The organism is Hyphomicrobium sp. CS1GBMeth3 (assembly GCF_900117455.1).
Classification (GTDB): Bacteria; Pseudomonadota; Alphaproteobacteria; order Rhizobiales; family Hyphomicrobiaceae; genus Hyphomicrobium_C.
Genome location: NZ_FPHO01000003.1, coordinates 1,839,800 through 1,856,123, shown reverse-complemented (window position 1 = coordinate 1,856,123; position 16,324 = coordinate 1,839,800). Strand labels below are relative to the sequence as shown.

Sequence of the window (16,324 nt, the reverse complement as noted above, 5' to 3'; positions counted from 1 at the left end):
TCACGCGGCGATCAAAAGAGCTTGTTGAGGTCGCGCTGAAGTTGGCGGAAACCGCGCGAGACTTGGCGCGCGATCGAGGGCTGCCGATACTTGCGTGACGTCGAGCGACGCTCGGGCTTCGCGGCCTTCGACGCGGCGGCTCCCGCTGCAGCGGCCGTGGCGGCTGTGCCTGCGGCGCTCGTTGCGTCGGACTCGGCTGTGTCCGGCTCGGCGGCCGCAAGCGTATCCAGAGAACGCCGATCTTCATCCGAATAGCTCAGGTGCTCGGCGCGGCCTGCTGCCTCTCCGGAAACGGACGACGTGTGCAGCTCGGCACGGCGCTCGGCCCGTTGTCCCGATCCGCTGCGTTGCGTTTCGACGCCTGCCGCCGCCTCGGCGCTCTGCGCGGACGGTGCTGCATCCGTGCACGAGGCCTCGTGATGTGTCTCGATCAACGCCAGCAGCACGGGATCAGCGCGGTTGACCGGCAGGCGTGCATTTACGCGCGCGGTGAACTCTCGCATTGCGGCCTGCGTCGAGGCCGTCCAGATGCCGTTCACGGGGCCGCTGTAGCAGCCCGCGCTTTTCAGCTTCGTCTGCACAGCGTGGGCGACGGCTCGCGGATCGTCCAAGTTACGTGCGACCGGCGCATCGGCGGAAGATGCCCGCGCGGCAGTGGTTTCAACCGTTTGCGGTTGCGTGGCTGTGACGGGCTTGAACACGGAGCCTTCGACGGCGACTGCATCACCGCGGGATTCAGCCTCGGCTGCGATCTCGCCTGTGCCGACCAGGGCGCCGTAGGCGACGATCAGCGTGGCGAGCGCAACGCCTCCGCCCGCGAACACGGTGGTGATGGAGGTCAACTCCGGGAACAACTGGCGGAACGCCTCAAAATCGAAACGCATTACGCAAACCCCACACTGCCAGCTCGGCGCGTACCGCGGCCTCACCTTCCTCCTACGTGCCATCCCCCCGTTCGTTCCGCACGGGGCGCAGCATAACACAGGCGAACGTCACTAAACCGCTAAGCTTTTGTATTTCTCGGGCGCTGCGTGAGAAAAGCTACGCGTGAGCACACCTTCGTTATGCTCACGTCCGCCCGATCAACGCGCGCCGGCGTCGGGTTTCAAAAAGCGCGCAGCGACCCAGCCCTGACGCCCCCTGTACTCGACGCGGCACCATTCGAGCTTGGCGTTGCGGCGCTCGTCCTCCGTCATCTCCATCCAGCGATCGAGACTCGGCTCGGGACGCAGACAACCAAAGTTCTTGAGGCCGCGCGCGTCGGGCGGGATGCCGGCGAGCTTCCTACTGTCGCCGTGCGGGACGTCGCGCATGTTGAGGACATCGTCGGTGGCGACACCCGTGACCGCCCAGTACTTCGGCGGGTCACCGGCAACAGCGGTGCCGACAGCGAGGCCCATTGCCATCGCGGTCACGGTGAACAGACCGGCTCTCCGGGTGATGAACCGTTCCCCCATTGCTCCCCCACTCATGTTCCCGTTCTCGGGTTACTCCCGTTCCACCTTGCTTCGGAAGAGCCGCTGCCCCGTCTGCTCACTCCGATCCTCGCACCGACCGATTGAGGTCCAACAATTGTGCCGACGCTATGGCAGACTATGCTCGGCGGCGGGTCTCGCACCTTGCAACCGTGCGAACCGCGTTCCTATTTCAGGCATACGTTGCGCGAAAAGGAGAGCCCCATGGCGTTCGAAGATGTCAAGGCGGAGATCGGCGTTCTGCTCACGCGGATGCAAAACGAGCCTGAGGACGCCCACGAGCTCTACCTTCAGCTATGGGAGAAGCTCAACGAGCTGAAAGCCTATGGGCTTCCAATTCCGGAGGACCTGAAAGAGCTCGAGGAGGCGCTTTCGTCGGATCTGGACGAACCCAGCCCTCCGGCTTGAAAAATCCCGCCAACCACCTGATATCAGGCCACTTTCTACCTCCTCTTGTCGGCTGCCTCGGGCCGCCTTGATAAGTTTATCTTTGCCTGTCGATAATTTTCTCTGATCCTCCGATCACACACTTGCGATTTGTCGTTATCAAGCTTGTTGCCTATATACGGAGCAGCATCAGTTGGGCTGGCGGCCCGCTGGTTGTTGGAACACTCTAAGGAGGAACTGCCATGAAGACCTGGATGAAGCCTTCGGTTCGCGAGCAGGAAGTCGGCCTCGAGGTTACCTCGTATCTGCCGGCTGAGATCGACATCATCTAAGTCGAACGGCTTTTAAAGCGAATTCGACGGCGATCGCGAAAGCGGTCGCCGTTTTCTTTTGTGGCCTATCGCGGCGGCGCTTGTCCTATTCCGGACTCCGTATAGTTCATTCGCTCGCATTTCTCTCCGGCGAGCTCGGTCTCGCTATTTCGTGTGAGCATTTTTTTTCAGCTCCTTACTTCGCCCCTCCTCGGTCGATCGTTTCGCTGCCCCTTATGAGAGACGACGCATAAAGCGCGATAGAATCGGCCTTGCCGCGCATACGTCTCTCACGAAAGGTTCATCTCGGCGTGAGCAGGCGACTAGAGCGTGCGGCATGCGCGAAGCAGTGTCGAAAAACGCGCTAAATTCCTGCAATTTCGGCATTTTGGTACACAGTAGCATCAGTCCGACTGATAGAACGCGAATGAAAATACGATTGGTCAGGCAGACGGCGCGAACCTAATTAGTCAACGTGCAGAGACGTGCTTCGTCTCGCATCTACAAAAGGAGGAACTACCTATGAAGACTTGGATGAAGCCTTCGGTCCGCGAGCAGGAAGTCGGTCTCGAGGTCACCTCGTATCTGCCGGCCGAGATCGACATCATCTAACCGTCGATCTTCCGAACTTTCGGTCTTTGGCGCGACGGTCGCATCCGCGACCGTCGCGTTAATTTTTTAGACTGCTGCAATTTGCTACTGTTCCTCAGGGGGTTGTTGGCTCATACATGTTCGCCCCTTACCTAAGCGCACGGTCGCCCGGCGGCGATCCTCCGCTCCCACTCGGACGCTTTCCCATGCTGATCCGCGACGCGTTTCCCAGCGACCAGCCCGCGTGGCGCAAGCTGTGGGACGGATACGTCGCGTTCTACAAGGCGGACGTACCGGAGGAGGTGACGGCGAAAACTTGGGAACGACTGATCCGCAAGCAGGACGGGCTGTTCTGCCGCGTGGCGGAAACCTCAGGCGAGGTCTGCGGCTTTACCCTGTCGGTGCTGCACGCCGGGACCTGGACGACGGCGCCGATCTGCTATCTCGAGGACCTGTTCGTGGCGCCCGAGCATCGCGGACGCGGCATCGGTGAAGCGCTCATCCGCGATCTGGTCAGCCTCGGAAAGACCAACGGGTGGTCGCGGCTCTATTGGCATACGCAGGCCGACAACGCGACGGCGCGCAGCGTCTACGACCGGTTCGCGAAGGCCGACGACTTCGTCCGCTACAGGCTCTTCCTCTAGGGCCGCTCAGAGCGGGACCTCGGGCTCCTTCTGGGCCTCGCGCTCGAGCCGCTCGATGCGCTCCTTGAACTTCTTCACCATGCCCTCGACGTAGTCGAACAACTTGTCGACGTCCTTTTCAGTGGGAACCGGCAGGTCGCCAGGCGGAGGCGGCGGGGCCAGCTCGCCTGCCGGCGGCGCCTGCTCCGTTGCGTCGGGCGCTTTCGCGGTCGGGCCGGGGGTGCCATCGCGCAGCCGGCGCTCCGCCTCGAGCGCCCGCTTATCCGCCTCAAGCTCCTCGATCCGCTTTTTCAGGGCGCCCTCGGTCTCCGGCATGGCCTTGCAGGTCCAGTTGCCCTCCGCGCCGCTGCAGAACGACATGGCGCCCGTCTCACGGTCGAGGCGGACAACGCCGCCTTCCGTGGGCTGTATAGTGTAGCGCCCCTGTCCCTCGGTTGCCCCCGCAGGCCCTGCGAGGAGTGCGACGAGCCCCGCCAGCAGAAGAGGGCGGGCGTCATTCAAGCGAAAGCGCGTCAAGGTCGGCACGGCAGCGTCTCCATTCCATCGGGCGAACTCGGCCCTGATCGTGGAGATATGATCTCGTGTGAGAATAACAAGCGATTGTGACCCGCGTTCGTGCCGGCGCGGCGCGCACGACGAATCACTTGGCTCCCGCGGTCGAAATCCAGCACCAATTGACCCGCAAAAATCTTCGTATTCCCGCGCATTACCTCGCATTCGCTGAGACTTAACTTAACGTTTACTCGCGACTGCGAGCCTCGCGAGGATCGGGTTTCTGGTTTGTGCTGCGTCTGACCCACATTGCGTCTCGGCCCGCACCGGGCGGCTTGTGTCGCCTTGCCCCATAGGGGGGCGGCCGGCCATCGGCGCCGCACTGCACCTTGGGGACCCCTCATGCTCCTATTCGACCAGGAGACTCAGCCCGCGCGGCGAAGCGCTTACGGCCCCGCCGGACAGGACGGGACGCCGAGCCTCATCGACGACCTCGCACGCGAGATCGAGAGCACGCAGCGCCAGCAGAGCGAGATCCTCGCCAACATCGTCGAGCGGCTGCGCGTGCTGCGAGCCGCCGCCCCGCCGTCCGCGCTGCCCCGGCGCCGCCACATGCTGCTCGATGAAGCCGGCGACGAGCCCTGGGACACCAACAGTGCCGAACAACTGATGCGCAGCTATGAGACGACGGCGCTGCAGCCAGCGGCTCGCGTGCAAGCGCAGGACCAACGGGACTGGTTCGGCTCGCGCCTCGATGACCTTACCGACAAGATCACGCGGGCGCTGCAGGACGTGAAGCCCACAGGCACAGTCTCGTTGCTCGAAGAGCGTCTCGACACGTTTCAGCGGCAGATGAGCGCCGCGCTCAAGGACGTCGTCAGGCTTGACGACCTCGAGGGCCTGCGGCTCATCGAGGTGCACGTCAACGATCTCGGCGACAAGCTCGACGAGCTCGAGCGTCATGTGACGCGCATCGACAGCATCGAGAGCGACGTGCGCAATGTCATGGCGCAGGTTTCGGACGAGCGCATCGGCAAGCTGCTCGACTACAACAGCCGGTTCACCGCCGACCTCGAGGCCGTCGCCAGGCGCACCGCCGACGAAGTGCAGAGCCGCCTCGCGCACCGCCCCGACGACGGCGCCGATGCAGAGGCCCGGCGCCACGAGGAGCTGCGGGCGTTGATCGAGGCGTCTATCACGGACCGGCGCGAAGCGGAGGCACAGGCCACGTCCCTGGTGACCGACCTCTCCGGGCGGGTGAGTGCGCAGGCCGACCGCTACGACGCGCTCAAGGGGCTTCTCGAGCAGGCAATCCAGGAGCAGCGCCAGAGCGAGCAGACCGCCTTCTCCATGCTGGATACGCTGCAGCAGGCCCTCGTCACGGTGCTCGACCGCATGGACGCGCTGGAGCTGCGGCAGAAGCGGGGGCCGTCGCAGGCTGCGGACATTCTGGCCGCGGTGCACGAGCCCGTTCTCGGTCCGCCGCCGCTCGAGGCCGCGTATGCAAGCGAAGGCTCCCGCATTGCGGAGCCGAACGCCTCCGCCGAAACGGCGTATGGGTTCCGGGATACCCGTTTCACGAGCTTCGGAACCAATGGCGTTGCGGAGGACGACGGCATGGCCTCCGACGGGTCGCCGCTCTCCGAACCAGCCTCGCACGTGGCCGACGCGCCGGAATCGCCGATCGACCGGCTGCGGCGCGATTTCGTGGCGGACGCACGCCGCGCCAAACTCAAGGCGGCCGCGAACCGCGCCGAGGAGTTCGGCAGCCACAGTCAGACCGGCGCGGGAGTGAACTCGTTCAGCGAAGCCCGTAGCATCGTCGACGAAACGCCGCGTCAGGCCCTCGGCACCGGCTCGGGCCGCCTGTTCGGCATGTCCACCAAGCTTCTGGCCAGCGTGCTGGTGTTGATCATCGCCATCAACGGCGGGCTGCTGTTCTTCAACCGCAGCTCCAGCCCGCCCGCAGCGCCAGCCATCGTCCCCAAAACGTCCGAGTATCTGTCTGACGCTCCGGCTCCGCCTTCGTCGGCGGCCGACGGCGGCGCCGTGCAAGATTATTTCGATGACGCGCCGCGCCTCGGGCCGCGCTCCGAGGCTGCGCCAGACGGCGCGCTCAAAGAGCCGTCCATGGCGCCTTACGGCTTCCATGACGACGTCCTCACGCCGTCCGAGCTGGCGGCAACGGACGTTGCGGCGCCCGCCAACGCGCCCCGCGGCATGACGATCGACGCGCAGGGTACCACGCTGCCCGTGGCGACCGCCGCCGGCATCTATGAGCAGCAGGTTCTCGCAAGCCTTTCCGGGCACCTCGGGCAGGTGGCAGCAGGTCATCCCCCCAGCGCCTTCCTGCCGGAGCAGGGCGGGCGCATGACGGCGGCCTATCCGGCTCCCGAGCTTTCGCCGCATGACGAAGGCGCATCGACCCGCAGCGCGCTCGAGCTGCCGCCTGCTACGGTGGGCCCGATGTCGCTGCGCGTGGCGGCGGCCAACGGCGATCCTTCGGCCGAGTTCGAGGTCGCCGCGCGGCTCGCGGAAGGCAAGGGCACGGGCCAGGATTACGCCGAAGCGCTGCGCTGGTATCAGCGGTCGGCCGCCAAGGGCTTCGCGCAATCGCAGTATCGCGTCGGCACGCTCTATGAGCGCGGTCTCGGCGTCGGGAAGGATATCGAGCGGGCCAAGATCTGGTACGCCCGCGCGGCCGAGAACGGCAACGTGAAGGCCATGCATAACCTGGCCGTGCTGATCGCCGGCGAACAGAGCCAGCCCGACTACAAGGCTGCGCTGCCGTGGTTCCTGAAGGCGGCCGAGCATGGGCTTGCAGACAGCCAGTACAATCTCGGCGTTTTGCTCGAGAACGGGCTCGGCGCCAAGGTCGACCGCGTCAGTGCCTATAAATGGTATGCGCTGGCGGCAGAGGCGGGCGACCCGGACGCCATTGGCCGTCGCGATGCCCTCAGGGGCGAGTTCGATGCGGCGGCGCTCGCCTCTGCCGACGCGATGGTTACGGAATTCCAGCCGCGCCGGGCCTCGCCACTCGCCAATGACGCCCGCACGGCGGGCGAGGATTGGAAGAAGCGCGTCAATAACGACACAAACATCTAGAAATCGCTTTCCAAGCCGGCATGCGCTGCCCGCATGCTGAAAATTCGCAAGCCGCGCATGCGGCTTGCGGCGACGCCGTACTGGTACTCGCGGCAAAGGTTCAATACGATAGTGGCGCGGGGGCCGTGGCTCGCTCTCGCGCCGTTTCGGCAGCCGGCAGCGCGGGGAGTGCACCGGCGGGCGGAACGGTTTCGGCTCACCCTTCCGTATCGGCGTACACCTCAGCGCAATGCACATCTACCTGCCGATCGCCGAGATGAGCGTCAACGTGCTTGTGTTCCTCGGCATGGGCGCGGCGGTGGGCTTCCTTTCCGGCATGTTCGGCGTCGGCGGCGGCTTCCTGATGACGCCGCTCCTGATCTTCTCAGGCATTCCGTCGCCGGTTGCCGTCGGCACGGGCGCGGCCCAGATCGTGGCGTCGTCGGTCTCGGGGGCGATGGCGCAGTACCGGCGCAACAACGTCGATATCAAGATGGGCGCGGTGCTGCTCGCGGGCGGCATCGTGGGATCGGTGATCGGCGTCAGGATGGTGCGCCTTTTGAGGGAGGCCGGCCAGTTCGATCTCTTCGTTGCCCTCGCCTATGTCACATTCCTCGGCGTGATCGGCACGCTGATGCTGATCGAAAGCCTCAATGCCATCCAGGCCGCGCGAGGTGGGCAGTCGCGCGCCTTACGGCGCTCCGGCCAGCACAACTGGATCCACAATCTGCCGCTCAAAATGCGGTTCCACCGCTCGAAGCTCTATATCAGCGCCATCCCGCCCATGGTGATCGGCGCGTTCGTCGGTTTCCTCGGGGCGATCATGGGCGCGGGCGGCGGCTTCATCATGGTGCCGGCGCTGATCTATCTTCTGCGCATGCCGACCAACGTCGTGGTCGGCACCTCGCTGTTCCAGACCGTATTCGTGGCAGCTGTGACAACGGTCATGCAGTCGACCGAGAACTACAGCGTCGACATCCTGCTCGGGCTCATCCTCATCATCAGCGGCGTGATCGGCGCGCAGTACGGCGCCGCTGCCGGTGCGCGTCTCAAAGGCGAGCACCTGCGCTTCCTGCTGGCGGGCCTCGTGCTGCTCGTCTGCGCGCGCATCGGCTGGGACCTGGTCACGACGCCGCGCGAGTTGTTCTCTATCACGACAACGCTCGGAGCGCCGCTATGACGCTGCCGGGCACACGCCATCGTTGGCTGCTTCTGGCGCTTCTCGCCGTGGCGAGCGCGTGGTGCCTCGGTGGTGGAGATGCGCGCGCGCAAAGCCCGGACAAGCCGGAGGCGGAGCTGCCGGATTGGGGCGAGCCCCTGCGTAAACGGGCGCAGCGCAGCAAGCGCCGGGCGGAACCGCGTGCGCCGGCCCCTCGGCCCGCGCGGCGCGCGGCTGAGCGCGACGCGGAGGCAACCGCCGCCAAAGAGACCGTCGAGGCCGACGTCTCGTCCCGCAACATCGCCATCACGTCCGCGTTTACGGGAACGGAAGTCGTGGTATTCGGGTCGGTGTTCAACAGCCGGCAGCCCAGCGCGGAAGCCGGCTACTACGACGTTATCGTCGTGCTCGAAGGCATGCCAACGCCGCTCGTGGCGCGACGCAAGTCCAATGTCGCCGGGCTTTGGGTGAACACGGACTCGTTCCGCTTCGAGAGCGTGCCAAGCTACTACGCCATCGCCTCGACGCGGCCGATCGAGGAAATCGCCGATCCGCCGCTGCTCGCGCGTCATGCCATCGGGCACGAGTATGCCCGTCTGGCGCCGGCCGCCCATTCCGCCAGCACGACCGAACCTGACGAGCTCAAGGCCTACAAGGATGCTGTGATCCGCATCAAGCAGCAGGAAGGCCTCTATATCGAGCGCGACTATGCGGTGATCTTCATCGGCAAGAGTCTGTTCCGCTCCTCGATCGCCCTGCCGGCCAACGTGCCAGTGGGTCCGCTGACGGCACGCGTCTATCTCTTCCGCGAAGGGGAGCTGCTCAGCACGTTCCAGTCACGCGTGCGGCTCGAGCGTAGCGGCGTCGAGCTTTGGATCTACCGTGCCGCCATGCATCACCCGTTCTATTACGGGCTCGCCGCCGTGGCTCTCGCGGCTCTGGCGGGGCTACTCGCGTCAATGCCGTTCCGGCGCAAGACGGCGTCGTAATAGGTAACGTCAGTCTTCTTTCAGAAGACGCGGCGCGATTGGGTAGAGCCCCTCCTGCCCAAGAACCAAGACAGACCGGCCGTCGTCGCCGAACAACGGCGTGAAAGCCTCGTCGAGCACGTTGAGCCCTCCGGCGTAGGTACCGAACGCAGGCAGCACGAGGCGCTTACCGTTGCCCACGAAGCAGGGGCGGCGAATGACATGGCCGTGGAAAGAGACGCGCGCCGCGGGATGCAGATGGCCCGCGATCTCATGCGTCACGCGGCCTGTGGTCGGTTCGTGGCGGAAGGCCAGGCCGGATACGGTCACCTCGTGCAGGACCGTGCCGCCCAAGCATTCGCCGATCACCGGATCATGGTTGCCGTTGAGCCAGATCCATTCGCGGTCTTCCTGCAGGATGGCAAGCGTCTCGCGATCGACCGCGCTCATGCGCTCGGCGGCGCCAGTGTCGTGGAAGCTGTCGCCAAGGCACAGCACGGTCTGGGCCGGATAGGCGTCGAGGGTCGCGGCAAGGCGCTCCAGAGTAGCGGCGGTGTCGTACGGCGGCAGCATGATGCCGCGGGCCGCGAAGGCCGAGCCCTTCTCGAGGTGCAGGTCGGCAACGACCAGGATGTCCTCGGCGGGCCAATAGAGGGCGCCCGAGACGTCGGCCACGAACGAACGCCCGGAAATCGAGACCGGCTGCCGGCTGAACTCACCGACGTCGAGGCGCTCGGGCTTTAGCGCCAGCATTTGAGTGGTGCTCGTCACGTGCGTCCCCGTCGTCCTTGTTTGAGACCGATGATGCACGCGGAAGGCTGGTGGGGCCTGACGCGATCATGGTGTCTTTACTTGAGACCGACGATTGACGCGCCGGACCGGTAAGATCCGTCGCGATCGTGGTCTCGTGCCCGTTCTCGACGCGCATCGCTTCCGCGATCAACTCTTCGGCGGCCTCGCGCAAGAGATCCTCGCGGGTCAACCGCCCGACCGGCTCGACGCCGATCTCAAGCAGGATCGGCACCGCCAATGGCGAGACCCGATCCAAAGCTTGATGCCTGATTCGACCCTGTGCGCGGGTCAGGAAGTCGCCCAGGCGCGCAATATCCAACAGACCCGTGGCTGCATCCTCCCAGGCGGCTTCCAGCAGAATATGGCCTGGATCGTGCCGGCGCAGCACGTTGTAGATGAGATCTGTCGACATCGTGACCTGACGGCCGCTTTTTTCGCTGCCGGGGTGACGGCGCTCGATCAGCCCAGAGATCACTGCCACGCTGCGGAACGTACGCCGCATCAGGCTCGATTCCGCAAGCCACGTCTCGAGGTCGTCGCCCAACATGTCCTGGTCGAAGAGGCGCGCGAGGTCGAAGCTGTCGTCGGCGATGCGCGCCGTGAGGTCGCCGAGCCCCCAAACGGCGAGACCGTAGTCGTTGGCGACGAAGCCCAGGGGCTGAGCGCCTGCGCGCTCGAGACGGCGCGTCAGCAGCATGCCGAGGGTCTGGTGGGCGAGGCGGCCCTCGAACGGATAGGCGACGAGGAAGTGGCGCGAGCGGCGCGGGAACGTCTCGACCAAGACGTCGTCGATGCCGGGCAGGGCCGAGTGCTCGAACTGGAAGCCGAGCCATTGGGCGACCGGCGTCGGCAGGTCCGCCCAACGTGTGCGGTCGGCGAGCATGGCGCGCACGCGGCGCGCGAGGTGCGTCGAGAGTGGGAACTTGCCGCCAGCGTAGCTCGGGATCATGGCGTCGGCGCCGGGGGCGCGCGTGACGTAAGCTTCCGTCTCCGACAAGCCTTCGAAGCGCAGGATCTCGCCAGCGAAGACGAACGTGTTGCCCGGCGCGAGTTGCTCGATGAAGTATTCCTCGACCTCGCCCAACACGCGGCCGCCCATCAGCGGGCCTTGCGTGCCGGGCCTGCCGGTTTTCTTCTGCACGCGACGCCGACCGACGAGGCGCACCTTGATCATCGGCGCTTCGACGATGGTGCCGGCGTTCATGCGGTATTGGCGCACGAGGCTCGGATGCGCGAGGCGGAGCGCGCCATCTTCGGTGGGACGCAGGCGAGCGAAGCGCTCGTAGGACTTCAGCGCGTAGCCACCTGTCGCCACGAAGTCGACGACGCGATCGAAGCGCGCGCGTGTGAGACCGGCATAAGGTGCGGCCGAGCGTACTTCTTCATAAAGCGCCTCGGGTTTGAAGGGTCCGTGACACGCCATGCCCATGACGTGCTGGGCGAGGACGTCGAGCGCGCCCGATCGCGAGATCACTGCATCCTGCTCGCCGGCCTTGGCGGCCTCCAGCGCGGCGCGGCACTCCAACACCTCGAAGCGGTTGGCGGGCACGAGCAGCGCGGCTGAGGGCTCGTCGAGGCGGTGGTTGGCGCGGCCGATGCGCTGCGCGAGGCGGGAGGCGCCCTTCGGCGCGCCGACGTTGACAACGAGGTCCACGTCACCCCAGTCGATACCGAGGTCCAGCGTGGATGTGGCCACGACAGCGCGCAGGCGGCCCTCGGCCATCGCAGCTTCGACCTTGAGGCGGCGCGCCTTATCGAGCGAGCCATGATGCAACGCGATGGGCAGTCCTTCCTCGTTGATGCGCCACAGCTCCTGAAACACCAGCTCCGCCTGCATGCGCGTGTTGACGAAGACAAGCGTCGTCTTGTGCGCGCTGATGGCGCAATAGATGTCGTGCATGGCGTAGCGGGCGGAATGTCCGCTCCACGGCACGGGCTCCTCGATCTCGAGAATATCGATCTCAGGATCGGCCCCGCCCGGCGCGATCACCAGATCGGCGAGCGCATGCACGCTCTCGGGCGCGCGTTGCGGCACGAGATAGCTCATAAGCTCCGAGGGGCGCGCAACGGTGGCCGACAGGCCGAGCGTCATCAAGCTTGGCGCGATTGTGTTGAGGCGGGCCAGACCAAGCGAGAGAAGATCGCCGCGCTTCGAGGGCGCCAGCGCGTGCAGCTCGTCGAGGATGATGGTGTCGAGATCCGAGAAGACGTAACCGGCATCAGGGCCCGACAGCATCAGTGCGACCTGCTCGGGCGTGGTGAGCAATATCTGCGGCGGCTTCACGCGCTGGCGGGCGCGCTTTGCGATCGACGTGTCGCCCGTGCGTGTCTCGATCGAGACCTTGAGGCCCATCTCGGAGACGGGCGCGAAGAGGTTGCGCGAGACGTCCTCGGCGAGCGCCTTCAGCGGAGAGATGTACAGCGTGCGCAGGCCGGCGCCCTGCTTCGCGCGCGGCGCGGCGGCGAGCGAGATCAGGCTCGGCAGGAAGCCGGCCAGCGTCTTGCCGGCGCCGGTGGGGGCGATGAGCAGCGACGAGCGGCGCGCGCGCGATTTTTCGATCAGAGCAAGCTGGTGATCGCGCGGCTGCCAGCCCCGACGAGCGAACCAACCCGCGAAAGGCTCCGGCAGACTTTGAGCGGGCGGCGGGTCGACGCGGCGCCTCGGCGTGCGCGGCCGCTTTCCCGCTTTCTCGGTTACGCCAGTCACGCGCCAGGGCTTCCTTCGCTACCCGCTATCCTTCAATTAGACTTCTTACGGAAAACCGGTTCCCACTTTTCCGGAAGCATCCTTTGACTTGCCGTGCTTCTTGCGGAAAACCGGTTCCCACTTTTCCGGAAGCACTTTAGATAGTGCAGCAACGTGCTCGTTCAGGGACCTTAGGCATGGACCGTAACACGATTTTCGGCGGAAACCCGCTTGGGGTCATTCTCCGCCTCGCCGTGATCTCGATCGTGGTCGGGATCGTGATGAAGGCGCTTGGCATCGACCTCGGCAACTTCTTCCAGCGCGTCAATGAGCTGCTGCGGAACCTCTATGACCTCGGGTTCGGCGCCATCGAATGGGTGCTCGAATACATGCTGCTCGGCGCCTTGGTCGTCATTCCGATCTGGATCATCGTACGTCTGGCAAACGCCGGCCGCTCAAAGTCGGAGTAAAACAACGCCCGCCCGCGCAAGACGAGCGGGCGAAACATTTGGCGCCCTCAAACTGAATGCCTAGTGCCTAACGAGCAGCGGAAGCGGCCTCGTTCCGGAAGAATGCGTCAACGCGCATGCCGGTCAGCAGGGGCGGGCTGCCATTGAGGGAGATCAACACCTCGAGCACCTCGACGTCGTTGGGACGGCGCGGACCGCGCGAGATGATGCGGGGCGAACCAAGCGCCGGCGCGACTTGTGTCACCACGCCCTCGAAATCCTTGTCCGGGAAAGCATCCGCGCGCACGATGACGCGCTGGCCCATGCGGATCTTGGTCACGTCGCGCTCCTCGACTTCGGCGCGAACCTGCAAGCTCGAGATGTCGCCAAAGAGCAGGAGCGGCGCTTCGAGCGACGGTGCCGACAGCTCGCCCACCTTGGCCCAGACGTTCAGGATGGATCCGTCCGCCGGTGCGCGCACACGCGTGCGCTCGATGGCGTTCTCGACCTGCGCAACGTCGGTGCGCGCGACCCAGAGCGCCGATTCCACCCGCGTCGGCGCCGGCAGATCCGCCTTGGCCAGGATCTCATCGAGCTTGGCGCGATCTTCCGTTGCCTTCTTGCGCGCCTCAACCAGCTTTTCGCGGGCGCTCTTCACGGCGTTGGTGTCGGCGTTGCCGTGCTTGAACTTACGATAGGTCTCGTCGAACTCCTGCTGAGCAGTGAAACGCGCGCGCTCGGACGTGTTCAGTGCGTCCTCCGCCTGGCGGCGCTCGAGCGCAATGCCGGTCGCGGGCTCCTCGTCGCGCTCAAGGATGCGGACCTCGGCTTCCGACTCCGCGGCCGAAAGCTTCACCTGCAGATCGTCGTCGTCCAAAACGACGAGCGGGTCGCCAGCGGCGACCTTGTCGTTGGTCTCGGCGAGGACGTCGACAATGCGGCCTGAAACTTCCGACGAGATACGGACCTCGCCGCCCTTGGGCTCGACGCGGCCGGTGGCGGATGCTGCCCATACCTGACGCGTGCGGCTCTCCTGCGCGGTTGCGCTTTCAATGGCCTGCGCCTCACCGCCGAGCCGCGGCGCGATCTGATTCAGCGCCACGCTGGTCACGATGGCCGCAACGCCAGCTGCCACCACAGCGGTGACGGTTGGATCCAACTTCTTAGCCATTTGCTTTCCGCCTCTTCGTCAGGTCGGCAATCTCAGGCGCATCGAGGCCCTGTGGCCGACGCTCCTCACCGACGATCAATCCATCCTCGATGCGCACAACGCGGTCGGCATAGCCGAGCGTGCGCGGATCGTGCGTCACAGCCAGAACGCTGCGGTTCTGCTCCTTGGCGATGCGCGCCAAAAGCGCCATCACGGCGTGTCCGTTCTCGCTGTCGAGAGCTGCCGTCGGCTCGTCCGCGAGAACGACAGACGGCGAGGCTGCGATGGCGCGCGCGACCGCGACGCGCTGCTGCTCTCCGCCCGAAAGGTTCGACGGGTAGTTCTTCAGCCGGTTGCCGAGCCCGACGTCGCGCAGCACCTCCTCGGCGCGCAACGCGGCCTGGTAGCCCTTGCGGCCAATGACGTCCAGCGCGATGCGGACGTTCTCGATCGCCGACAGCGTCGGAAACAGGTTGTAGGACTGGAAGATGAACCCGATGTGCTTGCGGCGGATCTCCGCGAGCTCCTCGGGGCTCTTGTCGGTCGTCTCCTCACCCTCGACACGGACCTTCCCGGATGTCGGTGTCAGGATGCAGCCGAGGATCGACAACAGCGTGGTCTTGCCGCTGCCGGAGGGGCCCATCAGCAGCGTCAGCTCGCCCTTGACCAGCGATAGGTTCACGCCTTTGAGCGCAACAACCTTGCCGGCGCCTTTACCGAGCTCCTTGACCACGTCTACTGCCTCGAGAACGGGCTGCTGGGTCATCTATTGAACACCGTGGCTGGATCGATGCGGGTGACCTTGATGATCGCCGAGATCGCGGAGACCGCCGACATGAAGAGCGTCAAGCCAAGCAGCGCGACCGCAAGCCCGGGCGTCATGACCAGAGGCAGTGGCGTGTTGCGACTGATGTAGAGGATGCCGAGCGAGATAAGAATGCCGAGCACGTAACCGATGACGGCGCTGAGACCCGCCTGGGCAAGGATGACCTTGTAGATGTAGCCCGACGACGAGCCAAGCGCGCGCAAGGTCGCAAACTCGTTCAGGTGGTCCTTGGTGCTCGAGTAGAGCGTCTGGGCGACGATGACGGTGCCGACCAGAATGCCGAGCAGCGCGCCACCGATCAGCGCCAAGCCGGCGCCTGTGCGGAACAGCCACTGGCGCAGGCTTCTGTCTTCGAACTCAGCCTTGGTCAGGACCTCTGCACCGCCTTCGAGGCGGTCGCGCAGTTCGCGGCGCACGGTCTCGACGTCGGCGCCGGGCTCGAGCTGCACGAGGAAGTACGTTGCCTTGTCGCTGTCGGCGCCGAGCAGGCTGCGCGCCCGCGAGAGCGTCGTGAACACGTACGGCGACTGCGTGAAGGAGCGGATGCGGTGCGTCAGCGCCTTGACCTTGACGCGACCCTGCGCGATCTGCGCCGTATCGCCGATACCGTTGATGCCGAGCTCGCGGAAATAGGTGTCGTCGGCCGAGATGGCATCCGGCGACTTGATATCCTGCCACGTCCCTTCCACGAGCGCCCAGGGCTCCAGTCCGCCATCCTCGGCATCCGTACCGACGAGCACGACGCGCGTGGAGCCACCCTCGGGCTTGCGCCACTCCGCGAACGATACGACGAGAGGGATCACCGCCTTGACGCCCGGTGTCGCAAGCGCCTGGTGCCGCTCAAGCGTCGAAAGCAGGATGCCGCCTTCCTCGAAGCTCTTGGCGCCGTAGGCCATGATCCAGAGGTCGCTGTCCGAGCGTTCGATCATCGACGTGATCATGCGGCTCGAGCCGAGATACATACCGAGCTGGATCGCAACGAGGACGATCGAGAACAAAATTCCGACCAGCGTCACGGCGAGCCGGATGCGGTCGTGAAACAAATTGCGGAACGCAAGAGTGAGGATCATCTCAAAAACAGATCTTTTGCAGCTCGGCACGCGTCAGCAAGAATCAGTGTTCGGCAACGAGCGTGAAGTAAGCGCAGCTCGAAAACTTACTCCCACAACGTCGCGCGCGTTTTAGCTCAGGTTGCGGGGTCGTATATAGGGCTTCCGGGCGGCTCACACTACCCTTCTAGCTCCAATGCTTGCAAAGCAAAGGGCTGGGGCAGAAAGATGGTAAGTCATTTTTCCTGCCCTTGATATACT

16 protein-coding genes are annotated in these 16,324 nt (G+C 65.1%); 8 read left to right on the top strand and 8 right to left on the bottom strand.

The window, feature by feature from the left end:
- Positions 1-11: 11 nt before the first annotated feature.
- Positions 12-884 carry a hypothetical protein gene (locus CS1GBM3_RS16065; RefSeq protein WP_072396508.1) on the bottom strand — a complete coding sequence of 291 codons (873 nt, stop codon included), beginning with the start codon at positions 882-884 and terminating at the stop codon, positions 12-14.
- 198 nt (positions 885-1,082) lie between these two features.
- Positions 1,083-1,472, bottom strand: coding sequence for an SH3 domain-containing protein (locus CS1GBM3_RS16060; protein WP_139247948.1), 390 nt, complete (start codon positions 1,470-1,472; stop codon positions 1,083-1,085).
- Positions 1,473-1,679: 207 nt separating this feature from the next.
- Between CS1GBM3_RS16060 and CS1GBM3_RS16055 the strand changes: the two genes are divergently transcribed.
- The 4 genes from CS1GBM3_RS16055 to CS1GBM3_RS16040 all read left to right on the top strand — a co-directional run bounded on the left by CS1GBM3_RS16055 (position 1,680) and on the right by CS1GBM3_RS16040 (position 3,408).
- Positions 1,680-1,883, top strand: coding sequence for a hypothetical protein (locus CS1GBM3_RS16055; RefSeq protein ID WP_072396506.1), 204 nt, complete (start codon positions 1,680-1,682; stop codon positions 1,881-1,883).
- Positions 1,884-2,104: 221 nt separating this feature from the next.
- Positions 2,105-2,194, top strand: a complete 90-nt coding sequence (gene pqqA, locus CS1GBM3_RS16050; RefSeq protein ID WP_020087993.1) for a pyrroloquinoline quinone precursor peptide PqqA — start codon at positions 2,105-2,107, stop codon at positions 2,192-2,194.
- Between the two features lie 501 nt (positions 2,195-2,695).
- Positions 2,696-2,785: a pyrroloquinoline quinone precursor peptide PqqA gene (pqqA, locus tag CS1GBM3_RS16045; RefSeq protein ID WP_020087993.1), complete on the top strand. Its 90-nt coding sequence runs from the start codon at positions 2,696-2,698 to the stop codon at positions 2,783-2,785.
- A gap of 185 nt (positions 2,786-2,970) precedes the next feature.
- Positions 2,971-3,408, top strand: a complete 438-nt coding sequence (locus tag CS1GBM3_RS16040) for a GNAT family N-acetyltransferase (RefSeq protein ID WP_072396505.1) — start codon at positions 2,971-2,973, stop codon at positions 3,406-3,408.
- A 6-nt stretch (positions 3,409-3,414) separates the two neighbouring features.
- On the opposite strand, the gene CS1GBM3_RS16035 is transcribed toward CS1GBM3_RS16040, so the two are convergent.
- Positions 3,415-3,933, bottom strand: coding sequence for a hypothetical protein (locus CS1GBM3_RS16035; RefSeq protein ID WP_072396504.1), 519 nt, complete (start codon positions 3,931-3,933; stop codon positions 3,415-3,417).
- 369 nt (positions 3,934-4,302) lie between these two features.
- Here CS1GBM3_RS16035 and CS1GBM3_RS16030 point away from each other — a divergent pair, with 369 nt between their 5' ends.
- From CS1GBM3_RS16030 to CS1GBM3_RS16020, 3 genes are all read left to right on the top strand, one after another.
- Positions 4,303-7,005, top strand: a complete 2,703-nt coding sequence (locus tag CS1GBM3_RS16030) for an SEL1-like repeat protein (protein WP_072396503.1) — start codon at positions 4,303-4,305, stop codon at positions 7,003-7,005.
- A 229-nt stretch (positions 7,006-7,234) separates the two neighbouring features.
- Complete coding sequence (locus CS1GBM3_RS16025; protein WP_072396502.1) at positions 7,235-8,164, top strand: sulfite exporter TauE/SafE family protein; 930 nt, start codon at positions 7,235-7,237, stop codon at positions 8,162-8,164.
- The gene (locus CS1GBM3_RS16020; protein WP_083567675.1) at positions 8,161-9,132 is read left to right on the top strand and encodes a TIGR02186 family protein; all 972 of its coding nucleotides are present in this window, start codon (positions 8,161-8,163) and stop codon (positions 9,130-9,132) included. The genes CS1GBM3_RS16025 and CS1GBM3_RS16020 overlap by 4 nt, the downstream gene beginning before the upstream one ends.
- A gap of 9 nt (positions 9,133-9,141) precedes the next feature.
- On the opposite strand, the gene pdeM is transcribed toward CS1GBM3_RS16020, so the two are convergent.
- Together pdeM and CS1GBM3_RS16010 are read right to left on the bottom strand one after the other, a co-directional pair.
- Positions 9,142-9,882: a ligase-associated DNA damage response endonuclease PdeM gene (gene pdeM / locus CS1GBM3_RS16015; RefSeq protein WP_244534675.1), complete on the bottom strand. Its 741-nt coding sequence runs from the start codon at positions 9,880-9,882 to the stop codon at positions 9,142-9,144.
- Complete coding sequence (locus CS1GBM3_RS16010; protein WP_083567898.1) at positions 9,827-12,532, bottom strand: ligase-associated DNA damage response DEXH box helicase; 2,706 nt, start codon at positions 12,530-12,532, stop codon at positions 9,827-9,829. Before CS1GBM3_RS16010 ends, pdeM begins: the two co-directional genes overlap by 56 nt.
- 254 nt (positions 12,533-12,786) lie before the next feature.
- Between CS1GBM3_RS16010 and CS1GBM3_RS16005 the strand changes: the two genes are divergently transcribed.
- The gene (locus tag CS1GBM3_RS16005) at positions 12,787-13,059 is read left to right on the top strand and encodes a DUF6460 domain-containing protein (protein WP_072396499.1); all 273 of its coding nucleotides are present in this window, start codon (positions 12,787-12,789) and stop codon (positions 13,057-13,059) included.
- Positions 13,060-13,126: 67 nt separating this feature from the next.
- Here the strand turns inward: CS1GBM3_RS16005 and CS1GBM3_RS16000 are convergent, their stop codons facing one another.
- From CS1GBM3_RS16000 to CS1GBM3_RS15990, 3 genes are read right to left on the bottom strand one after another with little or no spacing between them, the layout of a single operon-like run.
- On the bottom strand, positions 13,127-14,209 hold the full coding sequence (locus tag CS1GBM3_RS16000; protein ID WP_072396497.1) for an HlyD family secretion protein: 1,083 nt from the start codon (positions 14,207-14,209) through the stop codon (positions 13,127-13,129).
- The gene (locus tag CS1GBM3_RS15995) at positions 14,202-14,954 is read right to left on the bottom strand and encodes an ABC transporter ATP-binding protein (RefSeq protein WP_072396495.1); all 753 of its coding nucleotides are present in this window, start codon (positions 14,952-14,954) and stop codon (positions 14,202-14,204) included. Before CS1GBM3_RS15995 ends, CS1GBM3_RS16000 begins: the two co-directional genes overlap by 8 nt.
- A complete protein-coding gene (locus CS1GBM3_RS15990) occupies positions 14,951-16,084 on the bottom strand; it encodes an ABC transporter permease (RefSeq protein ID WP_072396493.1) in 1,134 nt (377 codons plus the stop codon). Before CS1GBM3_RS15990 ends, CS1GBM3_RS15995 begins: the two co-directional genes overlap by 4 nt.
- Positions 16,085-16,324: the final 240 nt, after the last annotated feature.

Coding starts and splice junctions, on each gene's coding strand:
- CS1GBM3_RS16065 (WP_072396508.1), bottom strand. CDS start 884: ATGCGTTTCGATTTTGAGGCGTTCCGCCAGTTGTTCCCGGAGTTGACC.
- CS1GBM3_RS16060 (WP_139247948.1), bottom strand. CDS start 1,472: ATGAGTGGGGGAGCAATGGGGGAACGGTTCATCACCCGGAGAGCCGGT.
- CS1GBM3_RS16055 (WP_072396506.1), top strand. CDS start 1,680: ATGGCGTTCGAAGATGTCAAGGCGGAGATCGGCGTTCTGCTCACGCGG.
- pqqA (WP_020087993.1), top strand. CDS start 2,105: ATGAAGACCTGGATGAAGCCTTCGGTTCGCGAGCAGGAAGTCGGCCTC.
- pqqA (WP_020087993.1), top strand. CDS start 2,696: ATGAAGACTTGGATGAAGCCTTCGGTCCGCGAGCAGGAAGTCGGTCTC.
- CS1GBM3_RS16040 (WP_072396505.1), top strand. CDS start 2,971: ATGCTGATCCGCGACGCGTTTCCCAGCGACCAGCCCGCGTGGCGCAAG.
- CS1GBM3_RS16030 (WP_072396503.1), top strand. CDS start 4,303: ATGCTCCTATTCGACCAGGAGACTCAGCCCGCGCGGCGAAGCGCTTAC.
- CS1GBM3_RS16025 (WP_072396502.1), top strand. CDS start 7,235: ATGCACATCTACCTGCCGATCGCCGAGATGAGCGTCAACGTGCTTGTG.
- CS1GBM3_RS16020 (WP_083567675.1), top strand. CDS start 8,161: ATGACGCTGCCGGGCACACGCCATCGTTGGCTGCTTCTGGCGCTTCTC.
- CS1GBM3_RS16005 (WP_072396499.1), top strand. CDS start 12,787: ATGGACCGTAACACGATTTTCGGCGGAAACCCGCTTGGGGTCATTCTC.
- CS1GBM3_RS16000 (WP_072396497.1), bottom strand. CDS start 14,209: ATGGCTAAGAAGTTGGATCCAACCGTCACCGCTGTGGTGGCAGCTGGC.
- CS1GBM3_RS15995 (WP_072396495.1), bottom strand. CDS start 14,954: ATGACCCAGCAGCCCGTTCTCGAGGCAGTAGACGTGGTCAAGGAGCTC.
- CS1GBM3_RS15990 (WP_072396493.1), bottom strand. CDS start 16,084: ATGATCCTCACTCTTGCGTTCCGCAATTTGTTTCACGACCGCATCCGG.